Genomic DNA, 17,428 nt, shown 5'->3' on the forward strand with positions numbered 1-17,428 from the left:
CACGTAGCTGTTAGAGTACGCACGTAGCCATCAGTTCCAAAGAAATTGGCTCAACTCGCGCGTAAACTCGGTCTTCAGTATGGCTACTCGCCTGCGGCGTCGATTCGCGTTCCGGGCGTTTCCCCATCGAGAAACGAAGATACGTCGTCCGGGGAGAAAATCGACGCCGGAGCGCCGAGTTCGAGAAGCGAGCGAACTTTTCCGGCCATGCCGCCGGTCACGTCGGTCGATTCGCTCTCGCCGAGTACGTCCGCGACAGCTTCGTAGGCCGTGATTTCGGGGATGACCTCGTCGTTTTCGTCCAACACTCCCGGAACCGTCGAACAGAAACCAACGCGGTCGGCGTCGAGGTGGCGTGCCACCGAGACGACGAGTTCGTCGCCGCTGACGACGGTGACGCCTTCGCCCTCGTGGGCGACCACGTCGCCGTGGAGAACAGGGACGAATCCCTCTTTCAGCATCGTCTCGATTTGTTCGGTCGGGAGGGTGAGAGACGCGACTGCGTCTCTCACCGCGGCGGAGAACGGATGGACGGGAACGGCTGGAATTCCTCGGTCGTGAAGCCACGAGAGGACGAAGTTGTTCAGGGTCTTCATCGCGCCGTGGATGTCGGTGACCGCGTCGATGTCGCTACTCCCGCTCGTTTTCGACACGCCGTGTTCGCTCGCGTGGTGGTGGCCGAAACTGCCGCCGCCGTGAACCAACACGAGGTCGTCCACGCTCGCGTCGCTGATTGCATCGCTGACTTTCCCGAGGGTCTCGCCATCGAGCGTGTCGGCACGGTCTTTGTCCGTGATGACGCTTCCGCCGAGTTTGAGGACGGTGAGACTCATTCTTCGCGCACCCCCTCGGTGTCGAGTTCGGCACGGAACGCATCTTCACATCCGGGCGTAAATCGAAGTGCCGTCTCGGTTTCGTCGGTCGGGTCGAGGGCGACGATACAGCCGCCGCCACCTGCACCCGTGAGTTTCGCGCCGAGCGCGCCCGCGTCGCGGGCCGCCCAGACCATATTGTCGAGCGAGCGCGAGGAAACGCCGAGCGCTTCCAGCAGGCCGTGATTGAAGTTCATCAGCTTACCGAGCTCTTCGGTGTCTCCCTCGGTCAGCGCGCGCTCTCCTTTCCGGACGATGTCGCCGATGCTTTTCACTGTCTCCCCCGCAAACTCGTACTCATCGCGGAGCGCGCGAACGCCAGCCACGAGTTTGCCCGTATCGCCAGCACCGCCGTCGAAGCCGACGACGATGGGTAACTCCGGCGATTCGACGGCTCGACAGTCGTCTCCTTCCACGCGAACCGCGCCACCAGTTGCAGAGCAGAACGTGTCCGCACGCGAAGCCTCGCCGTCCTGTACCGCGAGTTCCGCCCGATACGCTCTGTCTGCGATTTCGTCGCTCGAAAGCGATACGCCGAGTTCGCGCGTTGCGGCGTCGATTGCGGCGACGGTCACCGCCGCGGAGGAACCGAGCCCGGCACCCAGCGGAATGTCGCTTTCGACGGTGATGTCGAAACCAGCGTCCGGCCTATCAGTCGCATTGCGGGCCTGTTCGATTGCGGCGTCGATGTAGCCGATTCCGGCCTGAACGAGCGATTCCGAGACGTTCACGTCGGGCGTTTCGTCGGTGCTGCCGCTGTATTCGACGGTGAATCCGTCGATGCTAAGGTCTGATAGATGAACACGAAGGCGGTCGTCGTCGCGTGATTCGACTGTCACCGTCGCCCGGCGCTCGATGGCACAGGGGACGGCGGGTTCGCCATACACTACGGCGTGTTCCCCGAATAGATACACCTTCCCCGGGGCGCTCGAAACGGTCATGTCGTACTCTCGGTGAGCGGGGGGTATCACTTTTTTCGAATGGATTGCGTCGCTGGTGTCCCTGCGTGCAAGAGTCAACGCATATATCGTCGGGGAGAACCATCGTCGTACTATGACTGCAACTGTGGTCGAAGTCGAAATCCCTCCAGATGAATTTGCACTACATCAGTCACTCGCCGCACTCGACGACCTGAACTTCGAAATCGAGCGCGTCGTCGCCCACGACGACGACCAAGTCATGCCGTTCGTCTGGATTAGCAGCGAGAAAAGTAGCCACGAAGAAATCCAAGCGGCGCTCGAAGACGATCCGACCGTCGAAGACATCGAACTGCTCACCGATTTAGACGACGAGTGGCTCTATCGAATGGGCTGGGTAGACCAGATAGACGCCCTTATCCAAATCCTCGTCAAAGAGGACGGAACGATTCTCGCGGCAATGGGCAACGACAACTGTTGGAATTTCCGCATCGTCTTTCCTGAACGAGATTCCCTCTCGCGTACCTACGACTACTGCGAAAATCACGGACTCACCCTCGATATTCTCAACATCTACCAGTTAGAGGACGGACGAAAGGGTCGGTTCGGACTCACGGAAGACCAGCAGGATACACTCACGCTGGCCTACGAACACGGCTACTATCAGGTTCCCCGCAAGGCGACGGCCGACGACCTCTCCGAAGAACTCGGAATCTCACACCAAGCCGTTTCCGAGCGACTCCGCCGCGGCCACGGCAGTCTCGTGGAAAACGCGCTCATCCTCGGCGAGGGTGCGGACTCATCCAAATAACGGACCGACGGAATCGGTTGGTCACTCCGGAGCAAAATATCGAATCGAAAACGCACGAAACGAGTGTTCGTGTTTGTGACACGCAATCGGATGGCCGGTTTCACGAAAATGCGCTATCGCTCGTCGATTCGACTCTTCGCGTCCGCTCATTGCTGGATCGACGACCCATTCACACACTCGGCAGTTTAGAATCCGTCTCCCACCCATCATCGTGTATCTGTCGCGGTTCGTGGTCACTGCATTGGTTGCACCATCAAGCGCTTTTACACGAGGGTACCGTCCACCGGCAGTTTTGAACGAACCCCCACCGACGAACGAGATGCCTCTCCGAGTGCTGTATCAGTACGAACAATCCGGAAAACAGCGCAGTTCGAAGTCGAAAATGCGATTAAATCTCGCTCTCGAAGTCGTCGAGCGAGTAGGCGGGTTCGGCACCGCGGCGGTCGAGCGTCTCGTTGGCCAGCAGCCAGTAGACGACCGACAGCGCCTTGCGACCTTTGTTGTTCGTCGGAACGACGAGGTCAACGTTGCTCGTGTTGTTGTTGGAGTCACACATTGCGATGACAGGGATGCCGACCGTGATGGCCTCCTTGACCGCCTGTGCGTCTCCGATTGGGTCGGTGACGACGACGACGTCGGGTTCGATGTAGCCGTCGTACTTCGGGTTCGTTAGCGTGCCCGGGATGAATCGACCCGTGCGAGCGCGTGCGCCGACCGCTTCGGCGAATTTCTCGGCTGGGAAGCGACCGTACTGGCGCGAGGACGTGACCAACATCTGTTCTGGGTTGTAGTTGGACAGGAAGTCCGCGGCCGTGCGGATTCGCTGATCGGTCTTGCTCACGTCGAGGACGTACAGGCCGTCCGTTCGAACGCGGTGGATGAACCGCTCCATGTCCTCGGTTTTCTGTTGCGTACCGATGTGGACACCAGCGCCGAGGTAGTCCTCGACGGGAATGAGAAGGTCTGCCTCCTCGTCGCCGAGCACGTCCTCGTCGAACTGCGGTTCTTCTTCGGTCTCGTCCGCCTGTGCGCCGACATCCTCGTCGGGGTCAACGTTGGGTTCCGCACCGGACTCGCCGGTCGGTTCCGCATCGACTTCCGCTTCCGCGGCGTCGAGACCGTCCGTTTCTTCTTCTACCTGTTCTGATTCGTTATCGCTCATAATCGTGATACGTTCTGCTCGATTCGGATGAGTTCGTTGAGTTTAGCGGTTCGCTCGCCGCCGACCGACCCCGTTTTGATGAACGGGGCGCCGGTCGCAACAGCGAGGTGTGCGATGGTCGTATCCTCGGTTTCGCCGCTTCGGTGGGAAATGACGGGGTCGTAGCCGTTCTCGACGGCGAGTTCGATGGCGTCGAACGCATCCGAGAGCGTGCCGATTTGGTTCGGCTTGATGAGGATGCTGTTTCCGGCATCCTGCTCGATACCGTCACCCAGTCGTTCGACGTTGGTGACGAACAGGTCGTCACCGCAGATGAGCGTCTGGTCACCGACGCGGTCGGTGAGTTCGGCGAAGCCTTCGTAGTCGTTCTCGTCCAGTGGGTCTTCGACGTAGACGAGGTCGTACTCGTCCACGAGGTCTGCGATGTACGCTATCTGCTCGTCGGTCGAGCGCGTCTGGTCGCGGTAGTGGTACTCGCCGTCCTCGTACATCTCGGCACCGGCCACGTCGAGGCCGAACCGAATGTCGAAGCCGAAGTCGTCGGAAACGGCCGAAACCGCTTCGTCCATCACTTCGAACGCTTCGTCGTCGTCGATGGACGGTGCCCACGCACCCTCGTCACCTTTTGCCGAGGGGACGCCACGCTCATCGAGAATGTTCGCGGCTTCCTGATGCACTGCGGCGTTGGCGAACACCGCGTCCTGCACGCTCGGAGCGCCGACGGGTGCCGCGAGGAACTCCTGAATCGCGGTCGCGTCCGCGGCGTGTTCGCCACCCCCGATGACGTTTCCGAGTGGCACCGGGAAGGTGTCACCGCGGAACGCACCACCGAGATGTTGATACAGCGGCGCGCCAATCACGTCAGCCGCAGCCTTCGCGGCGGCCATGCTGATTGCGACGGCGCTGTTCGCACCGATTTCCGAGAAGTTGTCCGTGCCGTCCGCCGCACGAAGGGTGGTGTCAACGTCGCGCTGGTCGCCAACGTAGACGTTCCCTTCGAGGCGTGGAACGGCGTGTTCCCGGGCCGAGGCGATTGCCTCGCCGGGGTCGAGTTCTATCGCTTCGTACTCGCCCGTGCTCGCGCCGCTCGGCGCGGCGGCACGACCGAAGCCACCGCTCTCGGTCAGCACGTCCGCCTCGACCGTCGCGTTGCCGCGCGAGTCGAGGATTCGGCGGAGTCTGACGCTTTCGATGCGCGTCATTGCTCCTCCTGACGACGCACGGAGAACGGCAGCACACCGGCGTCGTACTCTTCGGCCGCGATGAGAATCGGCTGTGACTCCTCCGTTTCGATGAGCACTGGCGCGCCGTATGACACTTGCAGCGCTCTCGCACCGAGGATTCGGGCTTTTTCGTATCGGGAGTATTGTTGTTGAGCCATTACTGGTACGGGGCGACGATGTCCACGAGGTCTTTGTGTGACACTATCATTCGACGGCAGCAGTGACGTTCGACGCCGAGTTCGTCGAGAACCTTTCCGGGGTCTTCGTTCCCCATCTGGGTTTCGGCGCGCGCCTTGTACTCCTGCCAGTGTTCACCGACGACCTTGCCGCACGTGAAACACCGGACTGGAATCATCATGGGTTAAACCACCTCAACGGTAGGACTTCTGGTAGCGGGCACGGGCACCGGGGCCGCCCCACTTTTTGGGTTCGGACTGGCGAACGTCGTTGACCAGCAGGGAACGGTCGAACTCCATGAACGCGTCACGGAGTTCTGCGTCGTTCATATGCTGGACGAGTCCGCGTGCAATCGCGGTGCGGACTGCGTCTGCCTGTCCGGTGATACCGCCGCCCGAAACGTCAACGTTGACGTCGACGGCGTCGCGCTCGTCGTTCGCGATGCGGAACGGTTCGAGCATCTTGAGTCGGGCCATCTCCGGCTCGACCAGTTCGACTGGTTTCGAGTTGATTCGCACACGACCTTCGCCCTCCGTAACCGTGGCACGGGCGATTGCCGTTTTCTTCTTTCCGCTCGTGTTCGTTACCATGTGACGTTAGCACCTAGGTATTCGCTGACTTCGCCCAGTTGGACGAAACGGATGTTCGAGAGTCGGTCCAGCGACGTTCCATCGAGGATTTCGCCATCCTCGTCGTATGGGTTGCCGACGTAGACACGAATGTTCTCGAAAGCCTCCCGGCCGCGCGACTTCTTGTACGGAAGCATGCCGCGAATCGAGCGCTTTGCTATCATGTCCGGTCGCTTCGGGTAGTACGGACCTTGGTCGGAGCTGAGGTTGAACCTCGTCTCGAACTTGTCCAGTATGTCCTGTTTGCCACCGGTGATGATAGCTTCCTCGGCGTTGACGACGGCGACTCGCTCGCCGTCCATTGCCTTCTGTGCGACCTTGCTCGCCACGCGACCGAGAATGCAGTCGCGGGCGTCAACGATGACATCAGCGTCATACTCTGCGATACTCATCGAATCACTCGCACGTTAGCGCCGTTGGGGTTCTGTTCAATTGCCTGTTCGAGTTGGATCGGATCGCCGTTTGCCTGCTCTATCTTCGTCTCCGCGGTCGATGAGAAATCGACTGCGGCAACAGTGACGTTCTTTTGCAGGACACCGCTTCCGAGAACCTTACCGGGTACGATGACGGTTTCGTCTTCCTGTGCGTATCGTTCGATACGGCCCAGGTTAACCTCCGCGTGCGTACTCCGTGGTTTCTCGAGGCGGGTCGCAACGTCGTTCCACACGTCGGTTTCTTCGCTGCGCGAAACCGACTTGAGTTCGGCGATGAGACTACTAAGCCTCGGGTTAGTTTTACTCATGCTACTTCCTCCAAGTACTGAGAACTGAAGTGCAGGGAGCAGGATTTGAACCTGCGGACTCCTACGAGACAGCGCCCTGAACGCTGCGCCGTTGGCCAGACTTGGCTATCCCTGCACGTTGAGAATACGTGCGCGCCCTCGTGGGCATCACACAGTTGTCCGCGGCCCTTAAAACCACTTTCGGTTGGCCGATTCCGAGAGTCGACACTCTCCGTCGAATCGGCGAACGCGTCAGGGGTGTTCCAAGGGCCTGTCATTGTTATAGTTGAATTGCCTGTTCGAGTTCGTCCGCGCGTTCGACCAACGAATCGACCGCCTGCGTGACCAACTCTTCGACGGTAAACGAACCGTCGCTTTCGACGTCGAACACGAATGCGTTCGGAACGTCGTGAACCTCGACCTCCTTTCCGGGGAACCGGTTAGTCAGGTCGTGGTCGAACGATTCCGTCGGAACGAGTTCACCATCGTCTTCGATGATGCCGCGGAGAATCTGGGGTTCTTCTTCTCCGAACTCGTCCCGGTCGCCGACGACTTCGACGCGTTGCAGGTGACGGTAGCCGACCGCGACGCCACCTTGATGCCGTGCGTGTTCCTTCCCCGTCCCGATGACTGCGTCAGCCTCCAGTTCAAGGCGCTGACTGTCCTTCAGGTCGATAATCGGAACGTTGTCCTCGGCGGGTTGTACCATCTCATCGGAACTGATGAGGTCGCCGGAGAACGCGGTTCCCGGCCCGGAAACGTCGAGGCTGAGCGTTACGGTGTCGCCCTCCTCGAACTCGCCGGGCGGCGTGGTTAGCGGAACCAAGCCGAGACGCAGTCCAATCTGCTCGTCGAACATCACCGAGGAGTTCTCGATGACGCGGAGCGTCTCGATGGACAGCGTCGGAACGTCCGCAATCATGGCCCGGCGGATACCGTTGGCGAACGCCGGGGTGACGTTGCGAACGAGGAACCGCGCCTTGCGTTCGTCGCCGTCGATGAACTCTACGTCGAAGTCTTCGGTCATATGTTAGAATCCACTACCTTTCGGTGCGCGGGTACCGTCGTGCGGAATCGGCGTTACGTCCTCGATGCGGCCGATTTCGATTCCGGCACGAGCGAGTGCGCGAATCGTCGCCTGCGCACCCGGTCCCGGGTTCTGCTGGAGATTGCCACCGGGGCCTCGCACGCGGACGTGCAGGCCGTCGATGCCAGCGGCTTTGACTTCGTCCGCGACCGTTTCGGCCATCTGCATGGCCGCGTACGGCGAGGACTCGTCTCGATTCTGTTTCACGACCGTCCCACCGGAGGACTTCGCAATCGTCTCGGCACCGGTGAGGTCGGTAATCGTGATAATCGTGTTGTTGAACGATGCGTGTACGTGGGCGATTCCCCACTTTTCGTCGTTGTCGTTCATTCGTTACCCTCCGCGCGTTCTGGATGAAGTTCGTCTGCAAGCGGGCTGTTCTCGTCGAAGGCGACGCTGCCTTCCTCGACGATTTCGACCTTGTACGACGGAATCGACACGCGTCGGTCGTCCACCGTAACGTGGCCGTGGGTGATGAACTGGCGCGCCTGCTGTGGCGTGTTTGCCAGTCCTTTCCGGTAGGCAACGGTTTGGAGACGTCGCTCAAGCACGTCCGTAATTTCGAGGAGCAGAACGTCGCCGAGTTCGTCGCCGTCGTCGAGGACGCCGATTCGCTTCAGGCGCGAGAGGAACTCGCCACCGTCTGCGGATTCGTCGCCCGTGATGTTGCCGAGCAGTCGTCGGGCCTCACGGCGGTAGCTGCGGAGTTCACTCTGGGCGCGCCAGAGCTCTTCCTTGTTCTTCAGGCCGTATCGGTCCATCAGACCGCGTTCTTCGCCGATTCGCTCGCCCTGGAACGGGTGATTCGGCGTCTCGTAGAATTTGGTGTTCTCACCGGGGAGCGACATTATTCTTCGTCACCCTCCGCGGCGGCTTCTTCCTTGATAGCTTCGACGTTCACGCCAATCGTACCCTCTGTACGACCAGTGGACTTGGTTCGCTGTCCGCGAACTTTCTGTCCGCGCTTGTGTCGAATGCCTTTGTAGGAGCTAATCATCTTCATCCGGTTGATGTCCTGTCGCCGCGACATGGACAGGTCGTTACCGGTTTCGTGGGTTGTCTCGCCGGAGAAGTATCCGTCTCGGTGGTTTGCGAGCCACCCGGGAACTTCGTCGGCGTAATTTTCCACGGCCTCGACGACGCTCTGAATGTCGTCCTCGTCGAGTCGACCGAACGTCGCGGTTCGGTCGATGCCCGCCTTCTCGGCGAGCAGTCGTGCCGTGCGACGACCGATTCCGTTCATATCGGAAAGCGACCGCTCTACGGACTTCGTCCCATCGAGGTCTGTTTGCCCGATGCGGACGAAGTACCGAAGGTCGTCGTCTTCGTCCTGTGGTTGTTCCGTACTCATGGTTATAGGTTTGGAGCGTCGAGGGAGGGATTCGAACCCTCGAGGCTTGACGCCACAGAGTTAGCAACCCTGCGCCGTGGGCCAGACTAGGCTACCTCGACACGCGTTCATATGTTCGCCCTTCCGGACTCGGGACGCGTGTCCCTACAGGTGTCTGCAACTCAACGTACCGGTGGTTACTATTTAAACGCAACGAATGTCTCTCGAACTGCACGATACGCCGCCGCAAGGCCCACCGAGATGAGGTACATTCCGACGAAAAACGGTGCCCAGAACACCCATAGCTCGAAGGTCGGAAAGAGGTAGCTTCCGAAGGAGCTTCCGAGCGTCAGAATCAAATACCCCGGCAGGGCGATTGGCGTCATAAATCGGGTATCCAACGCACCGACGACGACTGGAACGACCAACAGCAGATACCAACCCCACACTGCCCGCCCCGCCAAAATTTTGCTAACGTTTATCCGTCGATTCTCCGAGTTCATCGCCCTTCCCTCCGCTCGATTTCGTGCCGGGAAAGTAAATCTTCGGTGGCTTTCTTCGTCCAGCGAACTCTCGTTTCGGTGTCGACGAAAAATTCCGTCGTCTCGAAGATGTATCCCGGTCTGCTCAAATCGCCCGCAACTTTGTGAACGAGCATGGAACTCGTCCCCGTTATCTCACCACCACGACGAAACGCGTGGAGCGGCATCGACCACGGGACGACCGATTCGTTCAGATACTCCGTCGTCTGCTTCGCATACTCGCTCGCCTTTCCTGCATCCGTCGGCCAAATAACTTGCCCGACCGACGATTCGTGATAGCCGTAAATTCCGACCGAGCGGTGCAAATCCAGCACGACATCAGGGTCGTGACGGGAAACCACGTCCCAGATTGCCCGTGCGAGTTCCGTTTCAGGTTCTTCACCGGGTGGGAACTGCCGGTTCAAATCGCCGTTTTCCCCCTCGCGACTGTTCGCTCGAATCGCCACTTGATTCGCTTTCGGGAGGACGACGAGCGTCCCACCTGCAATTTGCCACTCCGCGATGTCGGTTGCGGCGCGGTAGCCGCTTTCTTCATCACCGTGCATTCCGCCGACGACCAGCGCCGTCGGGCCGTTTCCTTCCTCCCGGACGAACACGTCTGTCGCGTGTTCTGTTCCAGACAGAATCGTGTACGCGGGTTCTGCCGCGGTCTGACTCGCCCGACCACCGCCAACCATCGAAACGCTCGCTCCAGCGATAGAAAGCCCACCGACTTTCGTCAAAAATGCCCGTCGTCGCATACGAGAAGGCGAGTAGCCAGTCCGTATTAACTTTGTTACCGCTCGGGCGAAATTCGTTCGACGGCCGTGGAACGAATTTCAGGAACGATACTGAGCGATTCGAATGTCTGACTCTGGCGTCGATGATGCCTGTTCAGGCGTCGATGTACCGGTCATTTATTTCCCACTCGCCATTGCCGTTTCGAATCATATACTCGCCGTAGTACGGCACTCGATTTGCGACCGTTTCCCGGAACGTTTCCCTGATTTCGGGCTTGGTCATTTCGCCCATCGATCGCAGGTCATCGTTGCGGTTCAGACATCCCTTGAGGTATCCTTCGTGCGTCACGCGCACGCGATGGCAGTTAGAACAGAAGCTCGGATTCTCGACCGGGTCAACGATTTCTACCATTCCGCCGTTTATCCAGTACCGCTTTCGCCCGTGCATTTCGCGGATTTCGATTTCGTCGGCCTGTTCTTTGAGCCAATCGTGAACGCGTTGGATGTCGATTGCCCACTCCGGTTTTCCCGTCAACTCGGGCATGTACTCGATGAGTTGCAGTTGGAGGCCGTCGTTTTCCGCAACGTGATCTACCATCTGCGGAACGTACCCTGCCGTCGCCTCGAACACGACCATGTTGAGCTTTACCGGGTCGAGTCCGACGTCGAGGGCGGTTTCGACACCTTCCATCACTTTGTCGTAGGCTCCGCTCTTCGTCACTTCTGCGAAGGCTTTCGGGTCGAGCGCGTCCTGCGAGACGTTCACTCGCGATAGTCCTGCCTCGCGGAGTTCCTCCGCTCGGCCCGGGAGGAACGTTCCGTTCGTCGTCAGGGACGTTTCCATCCCATCCGGCGTCCGGCGGATTATTTCCTCCAAATCCTGCCGGAGCATCGGTTCTCCACCCGTAAACTTCACTTTCTGCACGTCGAACTCGCGGGCCACTTCCAGAAACCGAACCACGTCGTCGGCGCTCATTTCGTCGTCCTGTGGATCCATCGGGCCTCGCGTGTCCCCAAGCCCCTCGTTGTGACAGTAGACGCAGTCGAAATTGCACCGATCGGTGAGAGAGATTCGTACCCCCGTGACCTCGCGCTCGAACGAATCTTCGAGCATTATCCGTACCTTTCGGACGAGCATTATTAAACTCGTGGGAGTCAGCAACACGGATGTAACCAGATTGGGTTACTCTATCGTCCAAAAGAAACTGACCTCAGTAACGAAACGAAAGTCCGAATCAAATTCCAGCATTCACAGGGTTACCCAGTTCACAAGCCTTATCGACAGGTCACACCCTAGCCGAAAGCATGGACGAAGCTGACGTTCGAGATCACCTTCGAACCGTCGAAGACCCCGACCTCGGCGAGGACATCGTTTCGCTTGGACTCGTCAACGACATCTCTGTCGATGGCGACACCGCACAAATTTCGCTCGCCCTCGGGGCACCGTATGCACCCCACGAAACCGAAATCGCAAATCGCGTCCGTGAGGTACTCAGCAATGAGGGCATCAACGCCGAACTCTCCGCTCGCGTCGATAGCCAGCACTCCCCAGAAGAACAGGTTTTGCCCGGCGTGAAAAACATCATCGCCGTCGCCTCCGGAAAGGGTGGCGTCGGCAAGAGTACCGTCGCAGTCAACCTTGCCGCTGGACTCTCCAAACTTGGTGCCCGCGTCGGCTTGTTCGACGCCGACGTGTACGGCCCGAACGTTCCACGGATGGTCGCCGCCGACCAGCGACCACAGGCAACCGAGGAAGGCAAACTCGTCCCGCCGGAGAAGTTCGGCGTGAAACTGATGAGCATGGCATTCCTCGTCGGCGAAGACGACCCCGTTATCTGGCGCGGCCCGATGGTTCACAAGGTTCTCACCCAACTTTGGGAGGACGTAGAGTGGGGCCAACTCGACTACATGGTCGTTGACCTTCCACCGGGAACCGGCGACACGCAACTCACCCTCCTCCAGAGCGTCCCCGTCACTGGGGCAGTTATCGTCACGACGCCACAGCAAGTCGCGCTCGATGATGCACAGAAGGGACTCCAGATGTTTGGCAAACACGAAACCCCCGTCCTCGGCATTGCCGAAAACATGAGTTCGTTCGTCTGCCCCGACTGTGGCGGCGAACACGACATCTTCGGACACGGTGGCGGTGCGGCGTTCGCCGAAGAGCAGGATATGCCGTTCCTCGGCGGTGTCCCCCTCGACCCTGACGTTCGAACCGGTGGCGACGAGGGAACCCCAATCGTCCTCGACGAAGACAGCGAAACCGGAGACGCGTTCCGCATCTTGACTGAAAACGTCGCCAACAACGTCGGGATTATCAACCGGCGCAAGCAAAAGCAGAAATAACACATGTCCGGCGAAACTGAGACATTCGAACCGAACCCGGAACGAGTCGAAATCCTCAGAGAAATTGCGGACGACATCCGCGGCGAGAGCAGCGAGAGCAAACTCGTCGCCGCGATTCTCTACCGAATCAGCGACCTCTACGACCCAAATGAGGAGACTTCCCCGAAAGACATCTATATCAACATGCGCGAAATCATTCGGACGAAAGACGCCGGTGGGAAGGGTTCGTGAGCCAGAAAACAGATCGCTTCACCGCAATCGACGAATAACGACGAAGACACCGAACAGGGAAAATACGAGATAGGCGAGCGGAATTCCCTCGATTTCGTGTCCCCCGCTGAGCTTTTCACCGAAACTCGGCGCGTGGGTTTTGTTCTTGTACTTGTAGTGGCTGTCCATCCAGGTGGGCCGCACCGGTTCGAACGATTCGTTCCACGTTTCGGTTTGTTCACCTGCCGTTCCGACGAATCCCATCTGGTCGAGACCGCCGTCCGATTCCGTGAGGTTCCCCGAGTACAATCGTGCTTCACCCGCTATTTCTTGTCCATCTTCGTCCAACAATTCGACTTTTATCGTTCGCGTTCCACCCGGTCGGATGGATGCGGGGTAGAAGCTTCCTTCTGTACCGAGTGTATGAACGAACAGTTTCGAGGAGTACGTTTGAATCGACGGGTTCGCAAGCGTAACGTATGCGACTGCGGACTGCTCTCCATCTATCGTTCCGTTGGCGACGGTGACGTTTTTGATGTACGGCGTTAGAACTTCTGGAGAGTCCGAGGCATCGATCTCTTTGGTAAAGTTGTAGGTCGTGTTGTCACCGAATGTTGAGACGAAGACCGAGTGATTGTCTTGGAAGGCGTATAGTCCTTGAGTGATGTTGACTTCTTTTCTGAAGGATTCTCCAGGGCGAAGACTAGACATTCTAGCATATGCTTTGTAACTATTTATTGTGATTACAGCACCCGTACTTTCTACATATTCCGAAGTAGGATTACTAACAACCAAATCTACCGTTTCATTCTCAAAGTGAGATTTGATACATACTCCTTGGAATGATTCGATAACTCTTGTCTCACCTTGTTTTGAAACAGGGCAATCAGATGCATCCGAACCGTTTGTATCGGCACTTGCCACGGAAACGGCCGCCGAAGACAAGACGATGAGAACGACAAAGACGAGTGATACTGTTCTGCTCACACAACCGTTTTCTACCTTACTAATATTTAAATATAATGTGTTACATTATACAGTGTAATTTATTCTTGCAACCTTCTTCTGCTTCCCCGTTCTGATTTCGGAGTCTGTTCTTGATTTCTGCTGTACTTACCAGACCGGAATACGACTTGTCCACGGTTTTCGTTCCAGTAGTTTCGTTTTTCACCGTTTCTCCGACAACGTACTGTTGAGTCACATCGACATCCGCAGTTACGTAGGTGTCGAGGACTGTATCTCCCTCAAAGTGAATATCGACAGTGGTAGTTTTACTCCCCGTCTGTTCTTGCATATCCCATTTGAGGTTTGGCCCATACTTCCCGATTCGCCAGTTGTCCGCCGATATGAGCGATTCGACGTCCATCCGGTCTGTCGTGGTCATTCTTTCTTGCCACGCGTACTTTGCGTCACTAACTTTCTCGCGAGTTTTCACTTCGTATGTGTGAACAACATCCGTGTACTCTTCTTGATACTCGTACAGATACTGGGTCTTGTATTCGGCATCACTAACTTTCACTTTCCTCTGATCTCCGGTAGACCAGTGATCCCATCCGAGTCTCTGAGGTGCCCAATACGTTTCCGTTCGGGTAACTGTGTAGGTGTACTCCTCTGTCGTTGTATATGTTCTTTCCACAGTCGTCGTGTATGTGTAGGTTTTCGGAACTTCGAAGCAAATTCCTTCGAATCCACATTTCATGACGTACATCGTGTCCGTCTTGGTTACTTCGACTTCTCTCGTCTTCGTAACTGTTCTCGTTCCCGTTTTTTCGACATCGTATTCATATGCGTACTCTTTTTGGGTTTGATACCGCGCTGGTTCCGTTTCTACTCGACGAGTCTCATCGAGGAACGTTCCATCACCGGTTTTCGAATCTCGCCATTCCCGTTCGGTTCTCGTCTGTGTTCGTTTCTCGCTTTCGCGGCCACCAGACCACCAGTCAGAATGGGTTTGGAGGAATGCAGAGTGCAGAAGCTTTGTCGAGAACGTTTTCGATTTGATTTCGTACTGGGCATCTTGAACCTTGACACGCTCTTCGAGCGTATATTCGAAACCATCGCGCTCGGTATCCACGACTGAGTATCCATCCGCGAGATAGTCATCACGTTCGTCCGCTGACGTAGCGCGCGCCCAATTGTACGTCGATCTTTCTACTTTGTATTTAGTGTCTTTGATGGAAATATTCGTCCAAACTGTTCCGTACTGTCTGTATATCTCTAGATCTGGTATGGATGTTTCTTCGTATGTCGCCACTTTCTTCTCGTTATACACCCGAAGTTTTGGCTTCTCCGGCGTGTTTGCCAATTCAGACGCTTCGATTTCGATGATACCAATGTATCTTCTCGGGTCATCCATCTGTGGCGTGTGACCGGATTTCGACACTATTTGTTCCTCCCATTTAACGACGTTTCCACTGACTCCTACCGGAGTAACACCTAATTCAAATTGGTCGTGATAGGTGTTCTTGGTAAATCTGTATGGTTCCGTGGTAACACGAAGACGCACAGTGTCGTTCGGTTTGTATGGACCTTCCGAGAGAACTTTTACCTCATCGATTTCAGGAGAGTATTCTTCAAGATAGTTGAACTCTTTTGAGGTCGTTAGCTCGTATCTGTCTTCGAGTTTCAATCTGGCAAGTTCGACTGAGCGGAACTTCCCCGTTTTGTTATCTGGCGTGATTGGTTCTGCACCGAACTTCCAAATGTATTTGAGTTTTGTTCCATCTGGATCAAATGAATCACCTGCGTCTACAACGATTCCCCAACTAGGTCCCTTGTAACCGCTTGTTCCGTCGTTTATTACATCTACTCGGAGTTCTGGGGGACTGGGTTTTATTCGCAATTTGGAATCAACAATATTAGCATGATTATTTAATTTAATCAATCTGGTAATATTATATGTTCCTGGTGACTGACCAACCCAATACGAATCTAATACTATTTGGTTATTCAGTACCTGTTTATTTGAGGATACTCTTTCAATACCGTTTCTCATTCCTACAGAAGCTACTTCCACATCATCCGGATCAACCCCATTCAAATCGATTTTCACTACGTGGTGCGCAGTGTATCGCTCGGAGTCAATCCGCTCGTGATAGGAGTCCACTGGGCCGTTGACGAACCCTGATTCGATGATTTCCGGTTCCTTTGTCGGTGTGACCTCCTTTTCCAGCACGTTGGTCTGTCCACGAGCATCGACCGCAGTGACAGTTAGCGCGCACGTTTCACCAGAGTCGAAATCGGAGTAGTCGAACGACGACACCTGTCGGCGTTGCATCGCTCCGGGCGTTCCGTCCATCTGTAAGCGACCGATAGCGGTTCCGTCAAGCCGAACCGTTATCGAGCGTAGATTCTCGTATTTATCAGTCGCAACCGCACTACCGGAAACCGCTGTGTAGCTATCGAGGGACGACAGTTCGACCACCGGTTTCGGGTCGGCGACGACCGTGGTTGACCCATCCGAAAACCGAGCCACGTCACGCGAGCTATCGACATACGTAACGATAGCGTAGAGTGTGTGGTCGCCGGGTTCCCAGTTCGTTGCCAACGTTTGTCCGCTTCCAAGGGTACTTGCATCCCCAACCCATCTGATGGTGTCTATTTGGCTCGAACTTGCGGTTGACTGCAAACTGTAGCTTCCGCGAAGCGGCGTCGAACCGGTAACGACGTCGTCTCCGCCAATCGTCGAAGCGTACTGGTCTGCAAGTGTGTTTTCGGAGGGTGCAGTCCGAGCAGGCTGAACCGCAATTTCAAACGAATCGGATGCGGTTTGTCCATCTGAATCGGACACTGTCGCGGTGATCGTTCGTGACCCGGCGTTCGCAAACGTTTGGGTAATCGTATCGGATGAGTCGATGTTCGATAGCGACTGCGTTTCGACCGTTTCGCCGTCAACTGACCATACGATTCGGTGTAGCGGTGCGGCACCGGTCTGAATGTCTGCGGAGTACACGGACTGTTCGCCGACACGAGGTTGCTGTGGCCCGGAGACACTTACTTCTGGTTTTTCACCCGGTGATACGGAAACGTATAGTGTGTCTCGGCTGCTTGCCCCGTCTTCGTCTGTTGCGGTTAGAGACACGGTATAGGTTCCTACCGAGTTCGGGCGGAATCGTGTTCGCGGACAGGTTTCACAGTCGGGTGTCCTCGTCGTTCCGTCGGGCATCGTTATCGACCATTCGTATCGTTCGATTTCCCCGTCAGGGTCGTAGGAACCCTGCGCGTTGAGAAGAACTGTTGCGCCTCGTGTAACGCTCTGGTCGAGTCCAGCGTCTGCGAGTGGCGATTCGTTCGCCGTCGTTGTTGGCGGAACGAGCGATGTAGTGAGGAGAAGTATGAGTACACCTGAAACGGCTCGATTCATGAGGTTAGCGGGTCTTGTTTCTTTTCACTTTAAAAAGTTACTTGATAAGTTTGCTAAAAAAGAGGGTGTGCCAGTTGAATCTATATTTCAGTGTAAAAATGCAAGTGTGGTGGAGACAGAATAGTGGGATAGCCGATATTTGACTATACAAAAACAAAACAGTTCTGGAGAATTATTAATTAAGAATATGCACTTATCTATCGTTTGTTCTCAAGAGATTGTATGCACGTTCGTAGTCATCTATTCTCCACTCAAACTCCGAAACCAGTAGCGAGACGCCATCTATCACAATAGTTCCTTGCTAATCTATGGCAAAGGC

22 protein-coding genes and 2 tRNA genes are annotated in these 17,428 nt (G+C 56.4%); 4 read left to right on the plus strand and 20 right to left on the minus strand.

Annotation, left to right across the window (positions count from 1 at the left end; translation table 11 throughout):
- Positions 1-83 precede the first annotated feature (83 nt).
- Positions 84-833, minus strand: coding sequence for an isopentenyl phosphate kinase (locus HL45_RS09900; RefSeq protein ID WP_049970938.1), 750 nt, complete (start codon positions 831-833; stop codon positions 84-86).
- Complete coding sequence (gene mvk, locus HL45_RS09905) at positions 830-1,813, minus strand: mevalonate kinase (RefSeq protein ID WP_049970939.1); 984 nt, start codon at positions 1,811-1,813, stop codon at positions 830-832. The genes HL45_RS09900 and mvk overlap by 4 nt, the downstream gene beginning before the upstream one ends.
- Positions 1,814-1,925: 112 nt before the next feature.
- Between mvk and HL45_RS09910 the strand changes: the two genes are divergently transcribed.
- The gene (locus HL45_RS09910; RefSeq protein WP_049970940.1) at positions 1,926-2,600 is read left to right on the plus strand and encodes a bacterio-opsin activator domain-containing protein; all 675 of its coding nucleotides are present in this window, start codon (positions 1,926-1,928) and stop codon (positions 2,598-2,600) included.
- 388 nt (positions 2,601-2,988) lie between these two features.
- Here the strand turns inward: HL45_RS09910 and rpsB are convergent, their stop codons facing one another.
- The 16 genes from rpsB to moaA form a co-directional block, all read right to left on the minus strand.
- The gene (gene rpsB, locus HL45_RS09915) at positions 2,989-3,762 is read right to left on the minus strand and encodes a 30S ribosomal protein S2 (protein WP_049970941.1); all 774 of its coding nucleotides are present in this window, start codon (positions 3,760-3,762) and stop codon (positions 2,989-2,991) included.
- Positions 3,759-4,964 carry a phosphopyruvate hydratase gene (gene eno / locus HL45_RS09920; RefSeq protein ID WP_049970942.1) on the minus strand — a complete coding sequence of 402 codons (1,206 nt, stop codon included), beginning with the start codon at positions 4,962-4,964 and terminating at the stop codon, positions 3,759-3,761. Before eno ends, rpsB begins: the two co-directional genes overlap by 4 nt.
- Entirely contained in the window at positions 4,961-5,143 is a 183-nt protein-coding gene (locus HL45_RS09925) for a DNA-directed RNA polymerase subunit K (protein WP_049970943.1), read from the minus strand. The genes eno and HL45_RS09925 overlap by 4 nt, the downstream gene beginning before the upstream one ends.
- Complete coding sequence (locus HL45_RS09930) at positions 5,143-5,343, minus strand: DNA-directed RNA polymerase subunit N (protein ID WP_049970944.1); 201 nt, start codon at positions 5,341-5,343, stop codon at positions 5,143-5,145. Before HL45_RS09930 ends, HL45_RS09925 begins: the two co-directional genes overlap by 1 nt.
- Before the next feature lie 13 nt (positions 5,344-5,356).
- On the minus strand, positions 5,357-5,752 hold the full coding sequence (locus tag HL45_RS09935; protein WP_049970945.1) for a 30S ribosomal protein S9: 396 nt from the start codon (positions 5,750-5,752) through the stop codon (positions 5,357-5,359).
- Positions 5,746-6,183 (minus strand): 50S ribosomal protein L13, encoded by a 438-nt coding sequence (locus HL45_RS09940; RefSeq protein ID WP_049970946.1) that lies wholly within the window; start codon positions 6,181-6,183, stop codon positions 5,746-5,748. Before HL45_RS09940 ends, HL45_RS09935 begins: the two co-directional genes overlap by 7 nt.
- On the minus strand, positions 6,180-6,533 hold the full coding sequence (locus HL45_RS09945) for a 50S ribosomal protein L18e (protein ID WP_049970947.1): 354 nt from the start codon (positions 6,531-6,533) through the stop codon (positions 6,180-6,182). Before HL45_RS09945 ends, HL45_RS09940 begins: the two co-directional genes overlap by 4 nt.
- A gap of 30 nt (positions 6,534-6,563) precedes the next feature.
- A tRNA-Leu gene (locus HL45_RS09950) sits at positions 6,564-6,648 on the minus strand.
- 144 nt (positions 6,649-6,792) lie between these two features.
- Positions 6,793-7,539, minus strand: coding sequence for a DNA-directed RNA polymerase subunit D (locus HL45_RS09955; RefSeq protein ID WP_049970948.1), 747 nt, complete (start codon positions 7,537-7,539; stop codon positions 6,793-6,795).
- Between the two features lie 3 nt (positions 7,540-7,542).
- The gene (locus tag HL45_RS09960) at positions 7,543-7,929 is read right to left on the minus strand and encodes a 30S ribosomal protein S11 (RefSeq protein ID WP_049970949.1); all 387 of its coding nucleotides are present in this window, start codon (positions 7,927-7,929) and stop codon (positions 7,543-7,545) included.
- Positions 7,926-8,447 carry a 30S ribosomal protein S4 gene (locus HL45_RS09965; RefSeq protein WP_049970950.1) on the minus strand — a complete coding sequence of 174 codons (522 nt, stop codon included), beginning with the start codon at positions 8,445-8,447 and terminating at the stop codon, positions 7,926-7,928. Before HL45_RS09965 ends, HL45_RS09960 begins: the two co-directional genes overlap by 4 nt.
- On the minus strand, positions 8,447-8,950 hold the full coding sequence (locus tag HL45_RS09970; RefSeq protein WP_049970951.1) for a 30S ribosomal protein S13: 504 nt from the start codon (positions 8,948-8,950) through the stop codon (positions 8,447-8,449). Before HL45_RS09970 ends, HL45_RS09965 begins: the two co-directional genes overlap by 1 nt.
- Before the next feature lie 16 nt (positions 8,951-8,966).
- A tRNA-Ser gene (locus tag HL45_RS09975) sits at positions 8,967-9,051 on the minus strand.
- Between the two features lie 78 nt (positions 9,052-9,129).
- Positions 9,130-9,432, minus strand: coding sequence for a hypothetical protein (locus tag HL45_RS09980; protein WP_049970952.1), 303 nt, complete (start codon positions 9,430-9,432; stop codon positions 9,130-9,132).
- Positions 9,429-10,211, minus strand: coding sequence for a M99 family carboxypeptidase catalytic domain-containing protein (locus tag HL45_RS09985; RefSeq protein ID WP_049970953.1), 783 nt, complete (start codon positions 10,209-10,211; stop codon positions 9,429-9,431). Before HL45_RS09985 ends, HL45_RS09980 begins: the two co-directional genes overlap by 4 nt.
- Positions 10,212-10,344: 133 nt before the next feature.
- Positions 10,345-11,304 (minus strand): GTP 3',8-cyclase MoaA, encoded by a 960-nt coding sequence (gene moaA / locus HL45_RS09990; protein ID WP_049970954.1) that lies wholly within the window; start codon positions 11,302-11,304, stop codon positions 10,345-10,347.
- A gap of 191 nt (positions 11,305-11,495) precedes the next feature.
- Between moaA and HL45_RS09995 the strand changes: the two genes are divergently transcribed.
- Both HL45_RS09995 and HL45_RS10000 read left to right on the plus strand, forming a co-directional pair.
- On the plus strand, positions 11,496-12,536 hold the full coding sequence (locus tag HL45_RS09995) for an Mrp/NBP35 family ATP-binding protein (protein WP_049970955.1): 1,041 nt from the start codon (positions 11,496-11,498) through the stop codon (positions 12,534-12,536).
- A gap of 3 nt (positions 12,537-12,539) precedes the next feature.
- A complete protein-coding gene (locus tag HL45_RS10000) occupies positions 12,540-12,767 on the plus strand; it encodes a hypothetical protein (RefSeq protein ID WP_049970956.1) in 228 nt (75 codons plus the stop codon).
- Between the two features lie 18 nt (positions 12,768-12,785).
- Here the strand turns inward: HL45_RS10000 and HL45_RS21625 are convergent, their stop codons facing one another.
- Together HL45_RS21625 and HL45_RS10010 are read right to left on the minus strand one after the other, a co-directional pair.
- Positions 12,786-13,457, minus strand: a complete 672-nt coding sequence (locus tag HL45_RS21625; RefSeq protein ID WP_233274745.1) for a hypothetical protein — start codon at positions 13,455-13,457, stop codon at positions 12,786-12,788.
- A gap of 316 nt (positions 13,458-13,773) precedes the next feature.
- Entirely contained in the window at positions 13,774-17,109 is a 3,336-nt protein-coding gene (locus tag HL45_RS10010) for a PKD domain-containing protein (protein WP_049970957.1), read from the minus strand.
- On the opposite strand from HL45_RS10010, the gene HL45_RS20995 reads away from it, so the two are divergent.
- A complete protein-coding gene (locus HL45_RS20995; RefSeq protein ID WP_162472540.1) occupies positions 17,081-17,233 on the plus strand; it encodes a hypothetical protein in 153 nt (50 codons plus the stop codon). The genes HL45_RS10010 and HL45_RS20995 overlap by 29 nt on opposite strands.
- The last annotated feature ends 195 nt before the right edge of the window (positions 17,234-17,428 follow it).

Source organism: Haladaptatus cibarius D43 (genome assembly GCF_000710615.1).
GTDB classification, from domain to species: domain Archaea; phylum Halobacteriota; class Halobacteria; order Halobacteriales; family Haladaptataceae; genus Haladaptatus; species Haladaptatus cibarius.

Excerpts from the sequence above, each read along its gene's own strand:
- HL45_RS09900 (WP_049970938.1), bottom strand. The coding sequence starts at position 833 with ATGAGTCTCACCGTCCTCAAACTCGGCGGAAGCGTCATCACGGACAAA.
- mvk (WP_049970939.1), bottom strand. The coding sequence starts at position 1,813 with ATGACCGTTTCGAGCGCCCCGGGGAAGGTGTATCTATTCGGGGAACAC.
- HL45_RS09910 (WP_049970940.1), top strand. The coding sequence starts at position 1,926 with ATGACTGCAACTGTGGTCGAAGTCGAAATCCCTCCAGATGAATTTGCA.
- rpsB (WP_049970941.1), bottom strand. The coding sequence starts at position 3,762 with ATGAGCGATAACGAATCAGAACAGGTAGAAGAAGAAACGGACGGTCTC.
- eno (WP_049970942.1), bottom strand. The coding sequence starts at position 4,964 with ATGACGCGCATCGAAAGCGTCAGACTCCGCCGAATCCTCGACTCGCGC.
- HL45_RS09925 (WP_049970943.1), bottom strand. The coding sequence starts at position 5,143 with ATGGCTCAACAACAATACTCCCGATACGAAAAAGCCCGAATCCTCGGT.
- HL45_RS09930 (WP_049970944.1), bottom strand. The coding sequence starts at position 5,343 with ATGATGATTCCAGTCCGGTGTTTCACGTGCGGCAAGGTCGTCGGTGAA.
- HL45_RS09935 (WP_049970945.1), bottom strand. The coding sequence starts at position 5,752 with ATGGTAACGAACACGAGCGGAAAGAAGAAAACGGCAATCGCCCGTGCC.
- HL45_RS09940 (WP_049970946.1), bottom strand. The coding sequence starts at position 6,183 with ATGAGTATCGCAGAGTATGACGCTGATGTCATCGTTGACGCCCGCGAC.
- HL45_RS09945 (WP_049970947.1), bottom strand. The coding sequence starts at position 6,533 with ATGAGTAAAACTAACCCGAGGCTTAGTAGTCTCATCGCCGAACTCAAG.
- HL45_RS09955 (WP_049970948.1), bottom strand. The coding sequence starts at position 7,539 with ATGACCGAAGACTTCGACGTAGAGTTCATCGACGGCGACGAACGCAAG.
- HL45_RS09960 (WP_049970949.1), bottom strand. The coding sequence starts at position 7,929 with ATGAACGACAACGACGAAAAGTGGGGAATCGCCCACGTACACGCATCG.
- HL45_RS09965 (WP_049970950.1), bottom strand. The coding sequence starts at position 8,447 with ATGTCGCTCCCCGGTGAGAACACCAAATTCTACGAGACGCCGAATCAC.
- HL45_RS09970 (WP_049970951.1), bottom strand. The coding sequence starts at position 8,950 with ATGAGTACGGAACAACCACAGGACGAAGACGACGACCTTCGGTACTTC.
- HL45_RS09980 (WP_049970952.1), bottom strand. The coding sequence starts at position 9,432 with ATGAACTCGGAGAATCGACGGATAAACGTTAGCAAAATTTTGGCGGGG.
- HL45_RS09985 (WP_049970953.1), bottom strand. The coding sequence starts at position 10,211 with ATGCGACGACGGGCATTTTTGACGAAAGTCGGTGGGCTTTCTATCGCT.
- moaA (WP_049970954.1), bottom strand. The coding sequence starts at position 11,304 with ATGCTCGAAGATTCGTTCGAGCGCGAGGTCACGGGGGTACGAATCTCT.
- HL45_RS09995 (WP_049970955.1), top strand. The coding sequence starts at position 11,496 with ATGGACGAAGCTGACGTTCGAGATCACCTTCGAACCGTCGAAGACCCC.
- HL45_RS10000 (WP_049970956.1), top strand. The coding sequence starts at position 12,540 with ATGTCCGGCGAAACTGAGACATTCGAACCGAACCCGGAACGAGTCGAA.
- HL45_RS21625 (WP_233274745.1), bottom strand. The coding sequence starts at position 13,457 with ATGTCTAGTCTTCGCCCTGGAGAATCCTTCAGAAAAGAAGTCAACATC.
- HL45_RS20995 (WP_162472540.1), top strand. The coding sequence starts at position 17,081 with ATGAGTACACCTGAAACGGCTCGATTCATGAGGTTAGCGGGTCTTGTT.
- HL45_RS10010 (WP_049970957.1), bottom strand. The coding sequence starts at position 17,109 with ATGAATCGAGCCGTTTCAGGTGTACTCATACTTCTCCTCACTACATCG.